The organism is Permianibacter aggregans (genome assembly GCF_009756665.1).
Lineage (GTDB): Bacteria > Pseudomonadota > Gammaproteobacteria > Enterobacterales > Permianibacteraceae > Permianibacter > Permianibacter aggregans.
The window spans coordinates 1805291-1826646 of record NZ_CP037953.1 but is presented as its reverse complement, the minus strand read 5'-3'; the positions used below and the strand labels follow the sequence as shown (position 1 = coordinate 1826646).

The following is a 21356-nucleotide window of genomic DNA, read 5'->3' as shown; positions in this document are numbered from 1 at the left end:
AGCCTATGAAAAAGTTGAGCATTGATGCTGACTATTTGAAAGCCACCCTATTGGAGCTGCTGGCCATTCCGAGTCCCAGCGGATTGACCGATGAAATCGTGCACTACGCGGTTGGTAAACTGCAGGACTTGGGGATTGAAAGCGAGCTGACTCGTCGCGGTACCATCCGCGCCTTGATGAAAGGTACACAAAGCGCACCGGACCGCGCCATTGTCGCGCATCTGGATACGCTCGGTGCGATGGTTTCCGAGATCAAGGACAACGGCCGTTGTGCGCTTTCTCCGATCGGCACGTGGTCTTCGCGCTTTGCCGAAGGGGCGCGTGTTAGTGTGTTCACCGAGCATGGTCGTTACCGTGGCACGATTCTGCCTCTGCTGTCATCAGGACATGCTTTCAATGAAGCCATTGATACCCAGCCGGTCGCCTGGTCGCAATTGGAATTGCGTATAGACGAAGATGTCACGACAGCAATTGATCTGCGCAATATCGGCGTTCAGGTCGGTGATTTCGTCGCCGTCGACCCGCAACCGGAGATTCTCGATAACGGTTACGTGGTTTCCCGTCATATCGACAACAAAGGTGCCGTCGCGGCTTTCTTCGCGGCATTGAAAGCGGTGAAAGCAAGCGATGTGGTGTTGCCACTCGATTGCCATCCAGTATTCACCTTGACCGAAGAAGTCGGCTCCGGCGCCACAGCTGTTTTGCATGAAGATGTTAGTGAAGTGATCGGCATTGATGTGGCGCCATCGGCTGCCGGCCAGGAAACCAAAGAGTACGGCGTAACGATTCCGATGAAGGATTCAGCCGGCCCGCACGATTATCATCTGACCCGTCATATGATCAGCTTGTGCCGACAGTTCGAGATTCCGTTTCAGCGCGACGTGTTCAAGTTCTATCACTCGGATGCCGGCTCGGCGGTGATGGCCGGCCACGATGTGCGCACGGCGTTGCTTTGCGTTGGCACCGATAGCACTCATGGCTACGAGCGCACTCATATGCGCGCGTTGATCAGTCTGGCTGAGTTACTGGTGCTGTACATGCAAAGCCCATCGGTTCTGGCTCGTGACAAGAATACCCGTTCCGGCATCGAAGGCTTCAGCCACCAGCTACCGGAGAAAGATTTGCAACCAATCAATCAGGAATTACCGAACCCGATTGAATGGTTTACCAAGCACGAAAAGGAGTAAGTGCGTTACGGATAATTCACCGGGTCCTAGAACCACCCGAAGCAAAAAGCACGCGTCTTGAATCAGCGGGATATGAAGAAAAGTCGCACACTGAGACGCGCAAGATTCCTACAGCGTTTGTCTTGAAGCGGTCACCTATGCGGCGTATAACCGTTAACGCCTGCTGTCATTGATGACGGTATCCGAAACGTATTCTGTCGAGCCTGGCCGTGTAATGGAGGTCAACGGTCCAGGCGTCGTTCGCCATTCTCAGTCGTTTCTCCGTAGCGTGTGCTCGACCAAAGCGTCGCGGGCGGAGCTGTCATTGATGTTCGGTAGTAGTCAATCCTTCATGCCAATCTGCAAGGAGCATCAATATGGACGAACTGAATCTGAAACCCAATCCGGACGCGGCGCAAAAAAATGGCGTCATCAATCCTTACGCGCTAGCCGAGTATGTTTCCGGGCGTAAAATCAACTGGCAGCAAGTCGACGATGTACCGCGTTTGATGGAAAGCATTCTGCAAACACCTTATGAGGAATTGTTCGACCCGAAATACGAAGGGCCGTTATACATCGGCTTGAAGTTGAACAAGAAAGGCACGCTCGAGCGCTTTCGTTCACCATTGCTTGATGTCGAGGTAAAAATCGATCGCAATGATCTGGAAACGCCAATCGAAGCACTGATGGAAAACGTCAAGGAACTCGGTGATCTGGGCGCCCGCTTTAAAGTGCAGGATATTTCGAAGATCAAGATTCATCGGATAGAACTCTGCAATCCTTTCCAAATCGCATTGCAGCTGCGCTTGCCCGATACGGAACGTCTGCAAACCTTGGCGCGGGTTTTCGATAAAGCCACGGTGCGCTCAGTGGCTTACGATCCAGAGCAGCAAGGCAATGCCAATCAGGACTGGACGCCAGCCAACGCCAGTTGGCAGGATAAAGGTCAGTTCTTCAACGAAACCGCCGAGTTTTTTGATCCGGTTCAGGGCGCGGTTGCCAATTGCTATTTCATTGCCGCGCTATCGGCGGTCGCCTGGGCAACGCCGTATCAGATTCAGCACCTGACTCGTGCTACTGGCGTCAATCAAGAGCAGTTCACCAATCGCATCACGTTCTTCAAGCCGGACAGCAATGGTCAGGTCGACAAGAACATTGAAGTGACCGACACGGTACCGGTCAACAATAACAGCGGTAATTTTATTTATTGCCGTTCCAGTGAAGCCGGAGAAATTTGGCCCGCCATTTACGAAAAAGCTTTCGCCAAACTGGAAACCGGCACCAACACCGATCATCCGGATATCACCGCGACCGGTTGGGGTGATTGCATATGGGCAACGGCGCAACTGAATGGTGGTAAGCGCTTCTACTACGGCAATCCGGATATGAGCGCCGATCAAATCTGGAACTTGGTGCGTGCACATTCGATGGGCCGCCGTACATTCAAACCGATGACTTGCTGGACTTATGGCACGGCGCCCGATGGTTTAAGTTATGCGGACGCCAATATCGTCGGTTCACATTGCTACACGGTGCTCGGCTGGGATTATCACTGCGGCAAGAAATATCTGATCCTGCGCAATCCATGGGGCTATAAAGAAGCGACCGTTGGTACTCGCTCCGGCACGGTACTGATGCACGACATCAGCTTCTGGCGACCAATTGAACTGGCCAATCCGGATGGCACGTTCGCGATTCAAGCAAGCACGTTCAAGCAGTACTTTGCTGGATTAGGTGTCGCGAAATAATCATTGTAGTTCTACGAAATTAACCTCCCCCTAACCCCCTCCTTCGCAGGAGGGGGAACTTTCCCCGCTCAATCCACGGTTAATCGAATGCCATAAAAGAACTGCGCGGTTTCAATAAAATTATGGCTGCCGCGCAGGTGGAAAACGATCTTGGTGTCGTTCTTGAAAAACTTGTTGGCCAGCGCCTCCGGCAAACCCCAGTTAGCTATCAGGGATTGCTTGCTGAGCAACCCGGCGATGCAATGACGCGAATAATTTTCGCGTTGCAAATGTTGTTCTCCCGGTTCCAAGGTGCGTTGCTGCCAACTGGTTACTGCCATCGAAAATTCCAATTGACCACCGTAAGGCAGACCGGTGTTGGGGTCGATTGCCGCCGGGTCATTAAGGACATCGTTGTAAACGGTGACATAAGGGGTCAGCAGTAATTGCGCGCCGGTTTGCTGGCTGCCAGTGCTGTTCATGAACTGATAAAAATAGAACGGCGTGATGTGATGGCAGACCAGCGAGTGTACTGATTTAGCCGGTAACACAATGGTTTCCAGATCCCGCTGATCGAAGCTGGCAAAAGCGCCGCCACTGCTGGTCGCGATACAGCGGTTAAATTCATCCGGCACGCAGGCAGGATCGGCTGTGACGGCGATTGTCTGGCCTACACCGGCCCACTTCACTTTGCGTCCGAACGAATCGACATCGCCGACTTCATCGACAGTCGGCGCCGCTGCCATGGCTTTCATGCTTGCCAATGGCCGTTCGGTTTCCGGTTCGCGCAAAGGTTTGAAGTCTGCGGCCAACACGCCGTGGCCGAGCAAGGCGGTGATCACCGAAGTGAGGACTAACACTCGATTCATGATATAGCTTCCTTGTAGTTGCATGAGATGCAGAAATGCATTTGCCGTTAGGCGAGCTACCGCTCCATCTGCTTGCATAACGGCTGGTTGGCAATGTAAAGCATTTCGCCACCGACGGACATGTGCTTGACTTTTCTGCGATAAAAACCAGTTGCCGGAATAAGTAAAACGGCGTATTAATTGCCGCGGGAGTAACCAACTCCCGTATCCAATAAGGTTCTGGTGCATGTTGAAAAAAGCCGCCAACCTCGGCGCTTATCACTACACCCCTTATTACCTGAGTGAATGGTTCGATAATTAGCTCTGGGTCCGCTGATCGGCGGACCCGGGATGCTCAGGTAGCCTAAGGGCCGTCGCAATGAATGTTTATTCATTGTCGATGCGCCATGTCTTTCTGATTTCCCGATTTTGATCGTCACTGCGCCCGCAGTGCGTCCGGTTTTCGCTGGTCAGCGCGCCTTGTTCGCGTTGTCGATGCCATGAATAAAAATCGGAGGAAGAAAATGAAAATGCAGAAAATGTTAGGCAGTGTGCTGGCGCTGATGATCAGTGGCCAAGCCTTGGCGGTGCAGATCTGGACCACCGGCAACACGGCCAATGTGTCGCGCACGACGCAGTTCGGTTTGTGTCTGGCCGGCGGTGGCAGTGATGATGAATGGAGTGGCGGTTGGAAACACATGTTGAGCCGCAGTGGTGGTGGCGATGTCGTGGTTATTCGCGCTGATGGCCGGCGCGGCGGCTATGAATCGTTTATCTATAGTGATGATGGCAACCATGGCTTTCAAACCGTTGATTCGGTGACAACGATTTTGATCGAGTCGGCATCGGATGCCAATTCCACGCAGGTGGAAACCTTGGTGCGTGATGCCGAAATGTTGTTCTTCGCTGGTGGCGATCAATGGCTGTACATCAACTGGTTTCGCAATAGCAAACTGGCGTCGGCCGTTAGTTATCTGATGACCACAAAAAAGGTTCCTGTCGGTGGCACCAGTGCCGGCATGGCCTTGTTGGCCGGTATCGATTACACCGCGCGTTACCTGTCGCCGAGTCCTAACAAGGATCTGGTCGATACCGCCGATGTCATCAACGACCCAACCGGAAATTTCGTTGATTTGGATCGCTCGGTGATCACGCCACCGTTCATGAGTCAGGTGGTTACCGACACCCATTTCTCCGAACGGGATCGCGAAGGCCGGCTGGTAGGTTTTATGGCTCGTGCTGACTACAACTGGAGTGATATCAGTTATAGCAACATCAAGGCCATCGCCTCTGATGAAGGCACGGCGGTCTGCATCGACAATGCCGGTTATGCCAAGGTCTATGGTTACGGTTACGGCTTTTTCCTGAAGGGCAACAAACCGATTGAGCGCATTCAATCCGGCAAATCGTTGGATTGGTACGGCGGTCGTCAGGCGGTCAAGGCCTACGTCGTGCGTGGCAGTCTCGGTGGTGCCGGTTCGTTCAATATGAACAACTGGACCGGTACCGGTGGCAGCACCGAATACTGGTGGGTCGATGGTTACAATGAGCGTCGACCGCGTTTTGGTATTAACTGAGCTAAAGACGGCGCCTGCGGGCGCCGTTTTTATTCGGGACAAAACCCCTGGCAATCTGAAACATCCTGATACAGTCAAATTCGCTACACTGCTCCAGGGTTTGACGAAATCAGGTTGAGTGATGCGAACAGGATGGCTAAATAAATTCAGCGGCGTGGCGCTGCTATGGATGACGTCGATCAGCATGGCTGAGCCGGCGCCGTCACCGCAAACGCTGGAACAGCTTGACGAAGCGATTCAAACCCGGATGGCTGAGCAAAATGTGCCATCGGTCAGTTATGCCATTTTCAATCAGCAAGGGCTTATTCATAATCAGGCGCTTGGTGTCAAAGATCGGCAAAGTGCGACACCGGCAACCACGGCCACGCTGTATCGCGCCGGCTCCGTCACCAAAACGCTAACAGCCATCGCGATCATGCAATTGATTGAACAAGGCTATTTCGATTTGCAAACGCCGGTGCATACGCTGGTGCGCGATTTGCCTATCGTCAATCCTTATCACGAAACCCATCCGGTGCGCATTGTCCATCTGCTGGAACATACAGCCGGTTTCGACGATATGCATTTCAAAGGCATTTATCGCGACGATGAATTGCTCAATGCCCATGCGACGGCATTGCAGGTAGACCCGGAACCCTTGCAGGTGCGTTGGCCACCGGGTGCCATGTTCAGCTACAGCAATCCGGGCTATGGCGTACTCGGCGCGGTCATTGAACAGATCAGCGGCCAGCGTTGGGAAGATTACGTTCAGGCCAATATCGTCACCCCTCTCGGCATGAAACATTCGGTGCTGACCATCGCCGAAGCGTTGGAGCGCGATCACGCACTGCCTTATCAACAAGACGAACCATCCGCAGCGATGTCGGCGATTTACTTGCGCGCAGCCGGCGTGTTGTGGACGACGCCGGAAGACTTGAGTGTGCTGGCTCGGTTTCTCGCCAGTGATGGCGCCACCGCGCCCGGGTTATTATCGGTGCCGTCGATTCGACGTATCAAGCAACCGCAATCGACGTTGGCAGCACAAGCCGGTTTGGATTTTGGTTACGCACTCGGCGTCTATCATAGCGTCGTCAACGGCCGTCACTTTATCGGCCACAACGGCGGCATCACCGGCTTTTTTGCCTCCTATGGTTTCGATCCGGCAACCGGTATCGGTTACGCCACGTTGCACAACAGCGATCAAGTCGGTGGCGCGTTTGCACGTTTGATTACCGATTATCTGAATCAAGCCTATCCGCAAACACCAAAAGCCTTGCCGATCGCCACGCCATCGCCAGCACTGGAAGGGTGGTATCGCCTAGCCAACTCCCGCAACGAATTGATGCGCCTGCCGGAATGGTTGTTTGCGGTCGCGCGTTGGCAGAATGTTGGCGAAAAAGTGGTGCTGAATCCGCTGGTCAATGATTCGATTGAATTGGTTGTCAGCGCCGAACAGCGCTTGGCCGAAGCCGATGATCCGGTGTGGACCGGACAGATCATTGCCGATGGTGACAAGCTAGCCGGCTTCAGTCTCGACGGCCAGTTTTTCCGACCGGTCAGCGCGTTCTCGGCGTTGGCGCCACCGGTCTTATTGTTGTTGGCGTTGGCGGGTTTATTGAGCGCGCCGTTCGGTCGTCGCAAGGCATTGCAGGCGCGCAGTCTACGGCGCTGGCCGACACTGGCGGCGGTGTCATTGCTGGCGATGTTCGGTTTGACATTCAATTTGAGTTTGCAAACCGTCGCGCAGATCAACCTGACGACATTTGGTATTTTTCTCGCCTCGCTTTTATTGCCGCTGGCCGTCATTGGCGGTTGGGTCAGCATTGCCCGGTACTGGGCTACAGAAACCGCCGCCATTGCCAAATGGCGCTGCCTGATTGGCATGCTGTCGGCCACTTACATCACGTTTCTATTCGCCAATTTCCACTGGATAGGTTTGGCGCTTTGGGCCTGGTAAGCCTGTCGTTTTCCCTGCAGAGCACAGCGCCACGGATGGCCCCCTGCTTGCCGCGGACCACTTGCCAAGGGTGAATGCGTTACACTCCGGCTTTGTCCGTCAGCGAACACGTCGAGGAAACCCGGAAATGAGCATCAAATGCGCGAGCCTGTTTGCCGCCAGTCTGTTGAGCCTGTCGTTCGCCAGCACCGTGCAGGCAGCGGTGCCGTTGGCCGCACCCGAGGCACGCTTTTCCTTGAGCGATGTGTTCTCGCCGGAGTTGTCGCGCCAGGGCATGGTGGTCAGCGAAGAAGACATCGCTTCGCGCATTGGCGCTGAGGTTTTGCGTAATGGCGGCAACGCCGTCGATGCCGCGGTGGCTGTTGGCATTGCTCTCGCTGTCGTGTTGCCGGAAGCCGGCAACCTTGGCGGCGGTGGATTTATGCTGGTGCATCTGGCCAAAAGCAATAAGACCATCGCCATTGATTACCGCGAAATGGCGCCGGGCAAAGCCCATCGTGACATGTTTCTGAACGCCGATGGCAGTGTTGATCGGGATGAGCTGGCGCGTGGCTGGACCGGAATCGGTGTGCCGGGTACGGTCGCCGGTTTGCATCATGCGTTGGAAAAATACGGCACGATGAAATGGGCTGATCTGATCAAGCCGGCCATCGCATTGGCGAAAGAAGGTTTCGTCTTGAAACCCGCCCATGAAGAATCGTTTGCCCGCGCACAAAGTCGGCTCGGTCGCAATGCTGAATCGAAACGGATTTTTCTCGACCCGGAGGGCAAAGCTCTGCCGTTTGGCACCAAGTTGGTTCAGGCTGATCTGGCCTGGAGTTTGACTGAGCTCGCCAAGGAAGGACCGAAAGCGTTTTATCAAGGCGAAATCGGCAAGCGCTTGATTGCTGACATTCAAGCCAATGGCGGCATCATGACGATGGACGATTTGGCACAATATAAAGTAGTCGAGCGTGAACCGGTACGTGGTGATTATCGCGGTTATCAAATCGTTTCGATGCCACCGCCGAGTTCCGGTGGTGTCCACCTGATTCAAATGCTCAATGTGCTCGAAGCCTACGACATCAAAGAATGGGGCTTGAACAGTGCGCAAACGATACACGCGATGATCGAAACCGAGCGGCGCGCCTATGCCGATCGATCCCAGCATCTCGGCGATCCGGATTTTTTCAAAGTACCGGTATCGCAATTGCTGTCAAAAAAATACGCCGAAACGATCCGCGCGCAAATCAATATGCAACGCGCAACGCCATCAGTGCTGGTGCAACCAGGTGATCTGGAAGGTTATGAAAGTCCGCAAACCACGCACTACAGCGTCATGGACAAAGACGGCAATGCCGTCGCCAATACTTACACACTGAACTGGAGTTACGGCACCGGTCTTACCGCCAAAGGCACCGGCATTTTATTGAACAATGAAATGGATGATTTCTCGGCGAAACCGGGAACCACTAATGCCTATGGCTTGGTCGGTGCTGAAGCCAATGCTGTGCAACCTCGCAAGCGGCCGCTGAGTTCAATGACGCCAACGATCGTCATGAAAGATGGCAAGGTGTTTTTGGTTACCGGTTCCCCCGGTGGCAGTACGATTATCACGACGGTGCTGCAAACGGTTATGAACGTTATCGATCACGCTTTGAATGTGCAGGCCGCCACCAATCAGCCACGTTTTCACCATCAGTGGCGCCCGGACTGGGTGCGCTTCGAAGCCGGCTTTTCTGTTGATACCTTGAACGCACTGACCGCCAAAGGTCATCTGATTCAAATCGGCTCACCACTCGGTACCACCGAGTCCATCATGTATCGCGATGGCGTATTCCACGGTGCTGCCGATCCACGGCGTGCCGGCGGTGGTGCTGTCGGGCCGGAACATCTGCAATATTCTTGGTAACACTAGTGGCGACCTCGGTCGCCATTTTGTTATTTCCGTTTGTCGCCGACGGAGCCAATACTCGCTGGGATGAATAAAGGTAAAAAAGCGAATGCCATGAACATTGCCATTGTTGGTGCCGCTGGCGCGTTTGGTCGCTGGTTCACGGCATTTTTTCAGCGTGAAATGTCGGCGCAGATTCTGGCACACGATCCAGCGCTCACCGACAGCGTCAGCATTGAGCACATCGTGCGTGAGGCCGATGTCTTGCTGTTCTGCACGCCGACGCGGCACAGCACGGCGATCATCGAACAATTTGTTCAGGCAAGTAAAGCCGTGGTGCGCGAGCAACCCGCGCTGTGGCTCGATATCACCTCGATCAAATCGGCGCCGATTCAGGCAATGAAACAATCCGATGCGGAGGTGGTGGGTTTGCATCCGATGTGCGCCGCACCGAGTGCGCCAACAATGCGCGGCAAAGTCATGATCGTGTGTCGCGAACGCCTGCATCACTGGCAATCGTGGTTCGAACACTTTTTGGCAACACTGCAGGCAGAAATTCTTGAACTGCCGGTCGCACGACATGATCCGTTGATGGCGCAGATTCAGGGCGTGGTTCACGCCTCGGCTATCGCGCAGGCGCTGCAGATTGGCGCTCTGCCGGAATCCGCCGAACAGCTCTGGGCGTTGCGATCGCCGGCGTATGCCTTAAGCCAAGCCAGTATTGGCCGAATTCTGCGCTCCAATGCCGCCATCTATCAGGACATTCAATTCGACAATGTATATGTGCAGGATGCGTTGCGCGGTTACATTGCGCAGCTACAACATCTGGTTGATTTGCTGGAGCAAGGTGATGAAACCGCCCGGCAGCAATGGCGACAACATTTTGATCTGGCCGCTGAGAAACTGGGTGCCACATACTGCGAACAACAGCATCAGCAGTTTGAGCAACTGAGCTGCTTGCTTTCGGATTTGGCAGAACCCGAAGATCTGATCCTGCATTTGCATAGTGACCGGCCTGGCGCATTGCGCGAGTTATTGCAGATCTTCGAGCAACAGCAATTGAATCTACGCTCGATTCATTCGGCGCGACAACTGGATGGACGGGTGCTGTTTCGCATTGGCCTTGAGCAAGCGCGGAGCAATGCAGTGGTGCAAAGTGCTTTGCGACAAATCCAGCAACAAGGTCTGGCAACGCTGGTCAGTACCAGTAGGTCCGCTCCCGTCCAGTCGTGATATGCTCGGCACGGCGCTGGCCGGGCAAATAATAAGTGCCAGCCTCCATATCAACTGATTGAGGGATTATTCATGTTTTCACGCTTTTCTCGCAGCTGGGCGCTGGTCAAAGCCAGCGCCACCGTGCTGAAACAAGACAAGGAACTGCTGTGGTTCCCATTGTTCTCGTCAATCGCCACGATCCTGGTCGCGGCTTCATTCATCGTACCCGTCGCCGTTTCCGGTGGTTTTGAGCGGCTCGATGCCGAAGGCGGTACCGAGCCATGGATCTGGGCTTGGGTATTTGCGTTTTATCTCTCCCAGTATTTCGTCATCTTCTTCTTCAATAGTGCGCTGGTTGGCGCGGCCTTGATTCGCCTGAACGGTGGCGACCCAACCGTCTCCGATGGTCTGCGCATCGCCAGCGGCAAAATCGGCGTGATTTTCGGTTATGCGATGATTGCCGCGACGGTCGGTTTGATTCTGCGCATGCTGGAGGAACGTCTGGGGTGGATTGGCCAATGGATTGTGGCGGCCATCGGTGTCGCGTTTACCGTTGCGACGTTTCTGACCGTGCCAATTCTGGTCAGCAAGGACATCGGCCCGATCGATGCTGTCAAAGAAAGCGCCAGCATGTTGAAGAAAACCTGGGGCGAAAACCTGATCGGTAACGGCGGCATAGGCTTGGCATTTTTTGTCATCTACCTCGGTCTTGTTGCCGTTGCCGGCGGTTTGTTATTCCTCGCTGTGCAGTCCGGTAGTGGCGCGCTGATGGCAATCGTTGCCGGGTTTGTTGTTGTCGGTTTTGTTATCGCCGCATTGATTCAAGCGGCACTGCAGGGCGTGTACTCTGCTGCGCTGTATCGCTACGCGACCGAAGGACAGGTGGGTGGTGAGTTCTCCAATGATGTCATGCAGGATGCATTCAAACTGAAGGCATAACACTCGATGCAAGCGGCAGGCTAGATGATCTGTCGCTTGCAACGCTCCCAACGCGGATCAGGGAAGAGGAGTAAACCAATGATTGACAACATTCCGCCATCAGCCTGGCTCCTTATTGCAGCGCTTATCGGCTGGCTTGTCGGTTCGGGTTCTCGTCGGAAGTACGACGCCGAGTTGCGCCGCATTGAGCGAAAGCTCGACCTATTGATGAAAAACAACGGTATCGAATACAACCCCGGTGCTGATATTTCCGCTCATATCATCCAGAAAGCGCTTAATGGTGAAAAAATCGCAGCAATCAAACTTTATCGCGAACATGCTCGGGTAGGTTTGAAAGAGGCAAAGGACGCCATTGAGGAAATTCTTGCTAGTCGGCAATCGCGTTGAACGAGCACATCACCATTCCAAATGATCGCGCAATTCCTTAGCCTGTCGGCGCGAAACTTGAACTTCACGGCCATTTTTCATCGTTACGATATAGCCTTCACCCACGCCAGGTTCGATGCGCTGGATATAATCAAAGTTGATCAGCTCCTGGCGGTTGGCGCGGAAAAAGACCGATGGATCTAGCCGTTGTTCAAGATAGCCTAGGCTGCGCGCCAATAACGGCTTCTGGTCGCGGAAGTAAACTCGAGTGTAGTTGCCTTCCACTTCGAATAGCGCTACTTCACCCAATCGAACGAAATGGCAATGTTCACCATCGCGGATAAATAATTGGTCTTGACGGCCTTTGTGCTCGATAATGGTATCAGTCTCGGCAACGGCATTCTGTCTCACTTTTTGCAGCGCTGTCTGCAAGCGTTCTGGTTCGATGGGTTTCAGTAAATAGTCCAGCGCATTGACTTGAAAAGCGCGCAAGGCATGCTGGTCGTAAGCAGTCGTGAAAATCACCTGCGGTACATGCTGAAGCTGTTCCAATAGCTGGAAACCATCTCCATCTGGAAGATGAATATCAAGCAACAATAAATCCGGTTTGTGATGGTCAATCAGCGGAATGCCTTGCTGCACGTTTTCCGCTTCGGCAATCACTTCGATATCGCTATGCGCTTGCAGCATTTCACGCAACTCGTTGCGGGCCAAGCGCGAGTCTTCAACGATAATGATATTCACTGCGGGATCTCCAACTCGGTGTGCATTTGTTGTTGTTCAATGTGCATGTTCAGTTTTGCCCGCTCACCATACAGATGTTGCAAGCGCTGCCGGGTATTTTTCAGTCCGATGCCTTGTCCATCACTGGCGACCTCATGTTCCGGCAATGGATTCTCGATACGGACATATAGCTCAGGTCTACGATCGATATGAATGACAATGGCGCCGCCATTGGCCCGGCGGGCGATGCCATGGCGTACGGCATTCTCGACCAGCGTTTGCAGCAGCAGTGGTGGCAGTTTCGCATTCAACGCTTGATCGTCGATATGCCATTGTACCTGCAGGCGCTGTTCAAACTGCAGGCGCTCCAAGTCCAGATAGCCGCGAACGATGCTGACTTCTTCGTCGACGCTGACCAGTTTTGCGTTATCGACTTGCAGAATCGCGCGCAGTAACGAGGAAAGCTGAGTCAGGCGTTGTCTCGAAAGTTCAGGATCTTCACGGATCAGGGCGCGCAAATTGTTCAGCGCATTGAACAAAAAATGCGAGTTGATTTGACTGCGCAGAAAATGCAGTTCTGTTTCCCGTAATGCGGTTTGGCTTTGCCAGTATGCGAGCTCAGCATGACGCCGGCGCCGACTTTCACTGATGAACAAATACAGCACCGTCCACAGCACCAGCATGATCAAAGTGTTGATCGTATAACCAATCAGCGCGCCAGAAACCTGCGGTGCCAAGTCTTGCTGCCAACTGGGTATCAAGGTCAGTACGGCGACAATCAATAGTCGCAGGCCGAGTTGCACGCTGATTGCGGTAACAGGCAACAGCCAGACCAAATGAAGCACAGTGCGGAGCATCGGCCATTGTTGACCGTAACGCCGATACAGAAAGCGCAGACCATGGGTTGAGCCAAACAGCAACGCAGACAACATCAGGTTGATGATCAAGTAGATCGGCTGAAATGGCATATACAGCGTGATGAACACCATGTTCAGTGCCGCATAGCCGCCCCAAAAAGCGCATTGCGCCAGCCAATAAGGCCACTGGCGCATGCGTTGTTGTTCCATCGTTGGTGTCATTAATGCTGGCTCAGGAAATCGCGGATTTGCGTCTGTAACCATTGCGGATCATCCCAGCTGATGAAGTGATACGCGGTGTCGGACATCCGGATATCAACGTTTGGCAGTTGTTGATATTGTGCAGCATAAATGGCCCGGGTGCTTTCTTTGGTTGAGCCGTAGGGCTTGTAGGCGGCCCAGGCACCGAGCACCATCGTCGGCGTTTTGATTTGCGCAATCGGTAGACGCAGATCGGTCGTCATCAATTCCATCATTGCTTGCGTGGTCGTGGCGCGGTCGCTGCCATTACCCCATTCGATCAGCGTCTGCATCCGTTCCGGCTGGTTGCTCATGCCTTGCAGAAAGCGTTTGCTGTTGCTGCGGTAATCTTCCTCGCTTTGCTGCATCATGCCGGCGCGCATTTGTTCGGCGACCGGTTTCATGCTTTCCGCGGTGGCCACCGGATTCTGGATCGCGGCATAGAACGGCAACGAATCAACAATGACCAGCGCCTTCGCCAGTTCCGGTTTGTCCAGCGCAATCATCATCGACAGTACGCCGCCAAGACTATGGCCAACGAGTACCGGCTTGTGCAATTTCTGGCTTTCGATATAGCGGCTGACCCGCTCGCGCATTTCTGGAAGAAAGCCGTTTTGCACATCGGCGATAGGCGCATTGCCGGCAAAGCCCGGCAGGTGCAGCAGATGGCAACGGTATTCGGCCTTGAATGCCGCGCAGGTTTCGGTGAAGGTGCCGGCGCCACTGTTCAGGCCCGGAATGAACACCAGATCCGGTCCCTGGCCTTCAACGCGAACGCTGATGCCTTCAAATTCGGTGCTGGTTACCGGGGTTTTCGCCAGCGCTGAACCGATGCTCAGGGCTACGGCCAGCAGGCCAGCAAATAAACGGGTGGAGTGTTGGCGTTTCATAAAGATTTCCTTCTCAGTGGCAGCGCGACGTTGCGCCTTGATGAAGGAAAGTGTGCCGCCCAGCCGCTCAGCACCTGATCAAAATCGTGCGAGCGGCGGAAATATCGTGGTGAACGGCGTCAGCATGGCGTCATGCCGCTACGGGGCCAGTGGAACTGGCTTTTGCACCGGCTGGTTCCAGACCGGCTCGAGGCCGAAGCGAACAAAGAACGTGGAGACAAACTCGGCTTTGCCGCGCTCGCGTTCAAGCAGGCTCGGCTCATATTCGCTGGCAACAAAGTCAGGTGCATAACCCATGGCCAGCAGCAGCGTCGGTGGCAGATTCCAGTGACTGACCGGGCTTTGATACTCCGCCGCCGTGCGCAAGCGTTGTAACCATTCCGCATCACCGGTCAATGCAACGATAGGCACCGTGCCTTCTGGTGCTGGCGCTGGGCCGGTCGTGCAATGAGTCAGAAAACCGGTTGCCTGGGTTTTGGTGAAATTCTGGCCGTGATCGGAGGTGAACAGCAGCAGCGTGTTGTCGAGGCTAACAGTCGGCAACAGCCGTTTGAAAAATTCGCCGGTATTCCAGGCGACGGCGTTGCGGTAGCTATTGCGAAACGCTTCATTGCCAAAGCCATCACCGTACTGATTGCCTTCGTTGACGTTGATGCCTTTGCCCTGCATATGCGGCGTGAAAATGGTCGCTTCCGGCGGGTATTTGCCTTCGTAGGGAAAATGCACGCCGTTCTTGTTGACGTAGATAAATAACCGCTCTGGTCGCTGCAACAACGCGCGCAGCTTTTCCACCAGCACAATGTCTTTGTCGCGAGCGATGGTTTCATCGTCATGCTGGATCAGCTCATCAATTTCCGACAGCTCCTGCGCGGTCATGAAATTCTGCAACTCGCGATTGGTACGTTGGCCATCGAGGTAAACGGTTTTGTAGCCGGCCTTTTTGGCGAACGCCCATAGCGACGGCCGGGTTTTGATATCGAGCAGAAAACTGTCCCGCCGCGCCGCGTAACGGAAACTCAAATTGCTGGCGGCGCTGCAATTGGCAAACGACGCGCCAAGACCAAAATTGACGCCGGTATGCAAATAGGGAATCAGGCCGGTCGGAATACCATCGGCTGTATTGATATCGAGCCAGTCGCCACGAACACTTTCGTCCATGACTACAACAATTTTTTCCAACGCCGTTTGCGTCGCCGGAGGTGGCGGCGTGAGGCGTTCAGGAATGCGTGCCTGGCTGATTTCATCGGCTATCAGCACGCCGACGAACCCGAGTGGGCTGACGTTGACTGGCAGCGCATCGCTGTCACCGCCACCATCGAAATAGACGACGGCGCCAACACCAGTCACCGGCAGTAACAGCAGTAGCGGCGACCAATGGCGCCAGCGCGGCCAATGGCCGAACGATGTCGGCACTGGCAGCACAATGCCGATAAACAACAGGGCGACGATAGACACCGCTTTCAGAATAAATCCGCCGTAAAACTCCAGCGTTTCATCGAGGAAGCCGATGTCCTGAAACAGTCGCTCGACTTCAATGGCGTTCAGTGGAAAGCCGGTGATATACAAATACGACAGCGCGTTGCCGGCGCTCAAACTGAGCACGGCGGCAACGGCCAAACGTACGCCCCATTTCGGGTGCAAAGCGGCCAGCACGGTGAACAGCACCGCCGTTAACCAGATCAGGAAAAAGCCAACAACACCGCCATTCCAACCGCTGGCTTCGATAAACGAAGGAACCTGGCGATGCGCCAGGATAAAAAACAGCAGCAAGGCTACAGCCTTGCCGAGTAACCACCACATAGACGTAATCAGGCGCTGACAGAATTTCATTACAGTAGCATGACAGTGCAGATGACGGCGAGCCAGGGCATTTTTTACTAGATGCCATCTCAAAAATGCCTGGAGCTCGCCGATCTGCGCGAATGCGGTGCTCGGAAAAATCTGCTGGGAGCGGATTTTCGTGGAGCCCGGAGGGTGAACCACATGGATGTGGTGAACAATCCTCGTTTACTACCTGTAAACTCCGGTTCCTGCGCTCCTATTCACGCACCTCGCCATCGCCCAGACTATTTTTGAGATGGCTTCCAGAACCCGTTCACGTATTCACTCGGGCGAGGCCGGCAGAACGTCGATTTGTAACTGCCGGTACACCAGCGCATCAGGCCGCTTGCAGGCCTTAAAATCCGGCGCTTGGCCAAATCGCCACGTCTGCTCGCCAGCACGGATATCCAGCGGTGATTTGTCGTTCACATGTATAGCGGCGCTATGTACGCCGTTGGCGCCTAGTATCGTTTTACCATCAACGGGCTGCCGGCCACCGGCTACTGGCACAGCGCATTCGCCAAGCTCAATCTGCATCAAGCCATTGTTCGTCAATCGCGCCCGATCATGACGGTTCAGGTAGTGGCTGATAAAGCGCTGCGGCCCCAGTTGTTCGACGAACCAAACGCCGTGTTTACCGATCACGGCGAACTCGGTTGCTTTGTCGCCCTCGAACATCAGTAGCGCGGTGGTTTCATCGACACCAAAACCGCGCTTGCTGTCCGTCAGTTGTAGCACCCGCATCAGTCGCGCCTGGCGCGCGCGTTCGGAAAAATGGGTGTCAAGCACACCATGTTTGAACAGGTTCAGACCGCCGGCCGGTTGATAGCTGAGGCGCTCCGGTTGCCAGTTGCTGACGCAATCGGCGCGCAAAAAACAAAACGGCAACTGTGGTTCGCCGGCTCGTTCAATCATCGAGAACGCCTGCTCCGAATCGCCATTGGCAATCATCGGCACACCACTCTCCGGATCACCGCTTTGCACCGCAGTGCCGGCGCTGGTGCCTGCGATCACCAGTTCACCAGAACGCCAACGTTGTTGAATGCTTTGCAGCACAGCGGTTGGTCGGCCATCCGGAAAATACAGACTGCGGCGCAGCAGGTTTTGATCGCCACCACCGAAAAACAAACCGTCGAGCGTCGCGATTTGTTCGAGCCATTGTTTGGGTTCCGCGAGTTGTTGCAACTGTTCCTGCTGTCGATGTGGTTGCTGCGCGCCGCGTAAAAATGCACCCGTTTGCAGACGCCGGTGTTGCTCTATTGTGTTTTCATCGAGATCATTTTCATTAAGCAGATACCAGCGCGGTTCCAATGCCATCCACACCGGTTCCCCGCCAGCCTGCATAATGGTTTGCGCCAGGTAATCCACACTGCCGAGCGTGTCGTGACTGGCAGTGGTGATAATGCCAATGCGCGGTATTTTGCTGTCCTGGTTGCGCGCCAGTTTAATCACGGCCTGCCAGATAATCTGCACATGCGGATCGCTGTGTTCGAGCACTACCTGCTCACGTTTGGCACTGCCATCGCGACGAATTTGCGGTACCTCGATGACATCGAGCAACAGGCTGTAACCCTCTTCGGACAGCTCCTTGCCCAATTCCCGCAGATCGTCACGAGTCAGTGTTTGGTGCAAGCGACTGCGCAATGTCTGGACAAGCAAAGGCAAGGATTCGCGATCAGTCGGCGGCCAATATTGGCTATCGGAGAGCAATTTCAGCCGCGTTTCATCGAGCATGAAAATCGGTGATAAGCGCGCTTCATTTTGCTTGAACTCTTGTTCCAGCCTGCTGCGCTGCGCCGTATCGCAGGCATCAAGATTCACGCTGCTGCATACCGGCAGATGGCCGCCGGCCAGCAACATGATGCGTTTTTTATCGGCTTCGGCTGGCGCCTGAAGCACCAGCAACATGAACAGTGAAAAACAAAAATGACGCATAGTTATGCAGATTCCTTCGCCCGTTATTTTCCAGCCTAATGAGTTTTGCAAAAAAAAATCAATTACCCGTTGACAACAAAAAAACTCCTCGGCAAATTGTTTAGCACGCATCAAACCACGCCATCATGGCGGCAACGAGAGAGGAGGGCGAGATGCTGAAAAATGCATTTAATCTCGGCGGCTATCGCTACACGCCCTATTACCTTTCCGAGTGGTTCGATAATTAGCCAGCCCTCCGCGCGACGCGGAGGGGATCGGTAAAGCCCTGAAATACAGCGAGCATTTTCGCTGCTTTTCTCCAGTGAATGCTTGCATTCACGCCCGGTTTTCTTCCCCCATCCAGATTCTTGTGTGACGAACGTATACCGTTCGTGACCGCCATATCCGCGTGCGCTCCTCAACGTCGTTTTTGTTGTTCAAACAAGCACAACCGGTAACACCGGGAACCAACACTAAGGAGCAATACCATGTGGCCCTACACAAGAAAATCGCGTGTCACACAAGCTGTTTTGCTGGCCATGCTCGGCGCCAGCAGCGTTCAGGCTGCCGAACCGGCGACTGACGCCAACGAAGCCGATAAAGCCGAACGGGTGGAAGTCACCGGTTCGCGTTTGAAGGGCGTCGATCTCGAAGGTGCCAACCCGGTGATCACCGTCACCAGTGAGGAGCTGACCACCAAAGGTTACGATTCGATCGCCGAATTCCTGAAAGATTTGCCGCAAACTTCCAGCGCCGGTACCTTCAGCGAAGCCGGTGGTTTGGCGTCCGGTACCCGCGGTCAGCCGGCCGGCTCAGCCGGTGTTTCGCTGCGCGGTCTTGGCAGTTCAGCAACGCTAGTCTTGATCAACGGCCGTCGGGTTGCCGTCGACAGTTTCACCAATGGTTTCGATACCTTTGTCGATATCAACAGCATTCCGATGTCGGCCGTCGATAAGGTCGAAATCCTGACCGATGGTGCCTCCAGCATCTACGGTTCTGATGCCATCGCTGGCGTCATCAACTTCATTCTGCGCAAAGATTTTGACGGTCATGAAGTGTCGCTGATGTACGGCGATGACACCGAGGAAGGCGATTACGGCAAAGGCAATTTCACTTACGTTGGCGGCTTCAATACCGACAAGTCCAACACCACAGTAATTGTCGATTACTACACTCGCAACGCCTTGATGAATAGCGACCGGCCGGTGGAAGTGACGTTTTTCTCCAGCACTCGCGTCAATATCGATGGCGGCACGTATGCTGAGCCATGGTGCGGTAGCAACACCACCAACGGCGGCACGCGCTGTGAATACGATTACGTTATTCAGCGTGCGATCAAACCCGATACCGAAAACGTCGGGGTAACGTTGACGCACAACTACGAAGTTTCTGCGGACACGGAATTCTTTGCCGAATTCATGTACCAGCGCAACGAAGGGCATGCCTACGAAGCACCGGTTAGCTTCGATGTTTGGGTCGATGCCAACTCGCCTGGCCGTGCTAACGTGCCGCAGTGGGCCGTCGATATCGACTTGCAGGACGGTTTTGCCGATGACATCCGGGTGCGCTCACGTTTTGCCAATCGCCGGGTGCAGGAATTTGAAGACACCAGTTTGCGTTTGCTGGCCGGTTTGCGTGGCAGCTTCGGCGACTGGGATTGGGAAGGCGCGGTCATGCACGGTACGACCGAGAGCACCATCACCCACAACGGTTTTTATCAAATTTCTGCGGTCGACGACGCCGTATTCGATGGCTCGTTCAACCCGTTCAATCTCGGTCGTGACAACAGCGCCGACGATCTGGCGGCATTACAGCCATTGGCACCGCGCAATGGTGAGTCCACCGTTGACAGTGTTGATTTTCGCGTGAACGGCGATTTGTTCAGCATGCCGGCCGGTGCCGTGCAAGCGGTAATCGGTGCCGAATGGCGCGCCGAAGACATGTTTGATCGTCCAGATCCTTTGACTGTCGATGATCCGTCAACGCCGCAAGACGACTCCGACATTTACGGTTTGGGTTCAACGTTTGCCGAAGCCGATCGCACCCAGTACGCGGTTTACGCTGAATTCATTCTGCCGCTGGCCGAGTCGTTCGACTTCATCGGCGCTGTGCGTTATGACGACTACAGTGATTTCGGTTCCGATGTAAATCCGAAAGCTTCGGTGCGCTGGCGCGCCACTGATGATTTGATCTTCCGTGCTTCCTGGAGCACCGGTTTCCGGGCGCCAAGTCTGTCGCAACTTGGTTCCGGCACGACGCTCGGCACCAACTTCATCGACTGCGGACCGAATCGTCCATTTGATGCCTTGTGCGGCACTTTTGGTGCGGCCAATGGCGAACTGGAATTTGATCAGGAAACCCTCGGTAACCGCGATCTCGATGCCGAAACCTCGGAGGCCACCAACATCGGTTTGTCCTGGAATCTGACTTCCGATTTGCAGATGACCGTAGATTACTGGCAATACACGCATGAGGATATCGTCGATGTTGATTACACAACGACGCTGGCCCAGTGTATCGCCGGTGACGCACCGACTACCGGTGCAGGTGGTTTGCAACCGGGCCAGTTTGGTTGTGAAGTCGATGCGGCCGGTGATTTGATTTTCGTGCGTACCGGCTTTTACAACGTCGGCGCCCAGGAAACCGATGGTATCGATTACCAGTTGCGCTACAAATTGCGCACCGAAGATGCTGGGGATTTCCGTCTCTACATCAACGCGGTGCAAACCTTGTCGTTTGAACGCCAGTTGACACCTAGTGATCCGTTTGAAGATCTGCTCGGTCGTTTGAGTGGCGCCAATGAAACTGGTCGTCCGGATTTCGTCGCCGATTTCGGTGTCGATTGGGATGGCGTCAATTGGTTTGCCAGCGTATCCGGTAACTACACCAGCGAAGTCGATGACGGTGATTTCCAGTTTGATGATCACCCGACTGTCGATGAGTGGTTGGTCTGGAATGCCTCGCTTGGTTACGACTATGGCGAAGGCGGGCGCGTGGTGTTCTCGGTACGCAATCTGCTCGACGAAGAACCACCATTCGCGTCCTCGCCAACCAGCGGTTACGCGTCATCGATTCACGACTTCTTTGGTCGCAATTGGTCGGTGCGCTGGACCCAGCGTTTCTGATCGCCGGCACCCGGGCAGCGCGCGTGTGTTGCCCGTTATCTGGTTTGTCTCTCCGGCGTTGAGAGGGAATGCACCGGTTTCATTGGCATGTCCGGTACACTCCAAAACAATGTCGCTCTGATGCCTGATGGCATACCCC

At 54.4% G+C, this 21356-nt stretch carries 15 protein-coding genes; 9 read left to right on the top strand and 6 right to left on the bottom strand.

The annotated features are described in order from the left end of the window. Window positions 1-5: 5 nt before the first annotated feature. Window positions 6-1187, top strand: a complete 1182-nt coding sequence (locus E2H98_RS08315; RefSeq protein ID WP_133592724.1) for an osmoprotectant NAGGN system M42 family peptidase — start codon at window positions 6-8, stop codon at window positions 1185-1187. A 356-nt stretch (window positions 1188-1543) separates the two neighbouring features. Continuing rightward, window positions 1544-2914 carry a C2 family cysteine protease gene (locus E2H98_RS08310; protein ID WP_133592726.1) on the top strand — a complete coding sequence of 457 codons (1371 nt, stop codon included), beginning with the start codon at window positions 1544-1546 and terminating at the stop codon, window positions 2912-2914. Between the two features lie 68 nt (window positions 2915-2982). On the opposite strand, the gene E2H98_RS08305 is transcribed toward E2H98_RS08310, so the two are convergent. Continuing rightward, window positions 2983-3762 (bottom strand): hypothetical protein, encoded by a 780-nt coding sequence (locus E2H98_RS08305; RefSeq protein WP_133592728.1) that lies wholly within the window; start codon window positions 3760-3762, stop codon window positions 2983-2985. 509 nt (window positions 3763-4271) lie between these two features. Here E2H98_RS08305 and E2H98_RS08300 point away from each other — a divergent pair. The 6 genes from E2H98_RS08300 to E2H98_RS08275 all read left to right on the top strand — a co-directional run bounded on the left by E2H98_RS08300 (window position 4272) and on the right by E2H98_RS08275 (window position 11668). After that, entirely contained in the window at window positions 4272-5318 is a 1047-nt protein-coding gene (locus E2H98_RS08300; protein WP_133592730.1) for a cyanophycinase, read from the top strand. 121 nt (window positions 5319-5439) lie between these two features. Next, on the top strand, window positions 5440-7254 hold the full coding sequence (locus E2H98_RS08295; RefSeq protein ID WP_133592732.1) for a serine hydrolase domain-containing protein: 1815 nt from the start codon (window positions 5440-5442) through the stop codon (window positions 7252-7254). 127 nt (window positions 7255-7381) lie between these two features. Then, window positions 7382-9145, top strand: coding sequence for a gamma-glutamyltransferase (gene ggt / locus E2H98_RS08290; RefSeq protein ID WP_133592733.1), 1764 nt, complete (start codon window positions 7382-7384; stop codon window positions 9143-9145). A gap of 96 nt (window positions 9146-9241) precedes the next feature. Further along, window positions 9242-10360 carry a prephenate dehydrogenase/arogenate dehydrogenase family protein gene (locus tag E2H98_RS08285; RefSeq protein WP_157591305.1) on the top strand — a complete coding sequence of 373 codons (1119 nt, stop codon included), beginning with the start codon at window positions 9242-9244 and terminating at the stop codon, window positions 10358-10360. Between the two features lie 72 nt (window positions 10361-10432). Continuing rightward, on the top strand, window positions 10433-11281 hold the full coding sequence (locus E2H98_RS08280) for a DUF6159 family protein (RefSeq protein ID WP_133592737.1): 849 nt from the start codon (window positions 10433-10435) through the stop codon (window positions 11279-11281). Between the two features lie 78 nt (window positions 11282-11359). Continuing rightward, entirely contained in the window at window positions 11360-11668 is a 309-nt protein-coding gene (locus tag E2H98_RS08275; protein ID WP_157591304.1) for a ribosomal L7/L12 family protein, read from the top strand. A 9-nt stretch (window positions 11669-11677) separates the two neighbouring features. On the opposite strand, the gene E2H98_RS08270 is transcribed toward E2H98_RS08275, so the two are convergent. From E2H98_RS08270 to E2H98_RS08250, 5 genes are all read right to left on the bottom strand, one after another. Then, window positions 11678-12391 carry a LytR/AlgR family response regulator transcription factor gene (locus E2H98_RS08270; RefSeq protein WP_133592741.1) on the bottom strand — a complete coding sequence of 238 codons (714 nt, stop codon included), beginning with the start codon at window positions 12389-12391 and terminating at the stop codon, window positions 11678-11680. Next, a complete protein-coding gene (locus E2H98_RS08265; RefSeq protein WP_157591303.1) occupies window positions 12388-13449 on the bottom strand; it encodes a sensor histidine kinase in 1062 nt (353 codons plus the stop codon). Before E2H98_RS08265 ends, E2H98_RS08270 begins: the two co-directional genes overlap by 4 nt. After that, window positions 13449-14357 (bottom strand): alpha/beta fold hydrolase, encoded by a 909-nt coding sequence (locus tag E2H98_RS08260; protein ID WP_133592745.1) that lies wholly within the window; start codon window positions 14355-14357, stop codon window positions 13449-13451. Before E2H98_RS08260 ends, E2H98_RS08265 begins: the two co-directional genes overlap by 1 nt. Window positions 14358-14495: 138 nt before the next feature. Further along, on the bottom strand, window positions 14496-16157 hold the full coding sequence (locus E2H98_RS08255; protein ID WP_157591302.1) for a sulfatase-like hydrolase/transferase: 1662 nt from the start codon (window positions 16155-16157) through the stop codon (window positions 14496-14498). Between the two features lie 303 nt (window positions 16158-16460). Beyond that, the gene (locus tag E2H98_RS08250) at window positions 16461-18113 is read right to left on the bottom strand and encodes a cyanophycinase (RefSeq protein ID WP_157591301.1); all 1653 of its coding nucleotides are present in this window, start codon (window positions 18111-18113) and stop codon (window positions 16461-16463) included. A 467-nt stretch (window positions 18114-18580) separates the two neighbouring features. Here E2H98_RS08250 and E2H98_RS08245 point away from each other — a divergent pair, with 467 nt between their 5' ends. Continuing rightward, entirely contained in the window at window positions 18581-21217 is a 2637-nt protein-coding gene (locus E2H98_RS08245; RefSeq protein ID WP_198325269.1) for a TonB-dependent receptor plug domain-containing protein, read from the top strand. The last annotated feature ends 139 nt before the right edge of the window (window positions 21218-21356 follow it).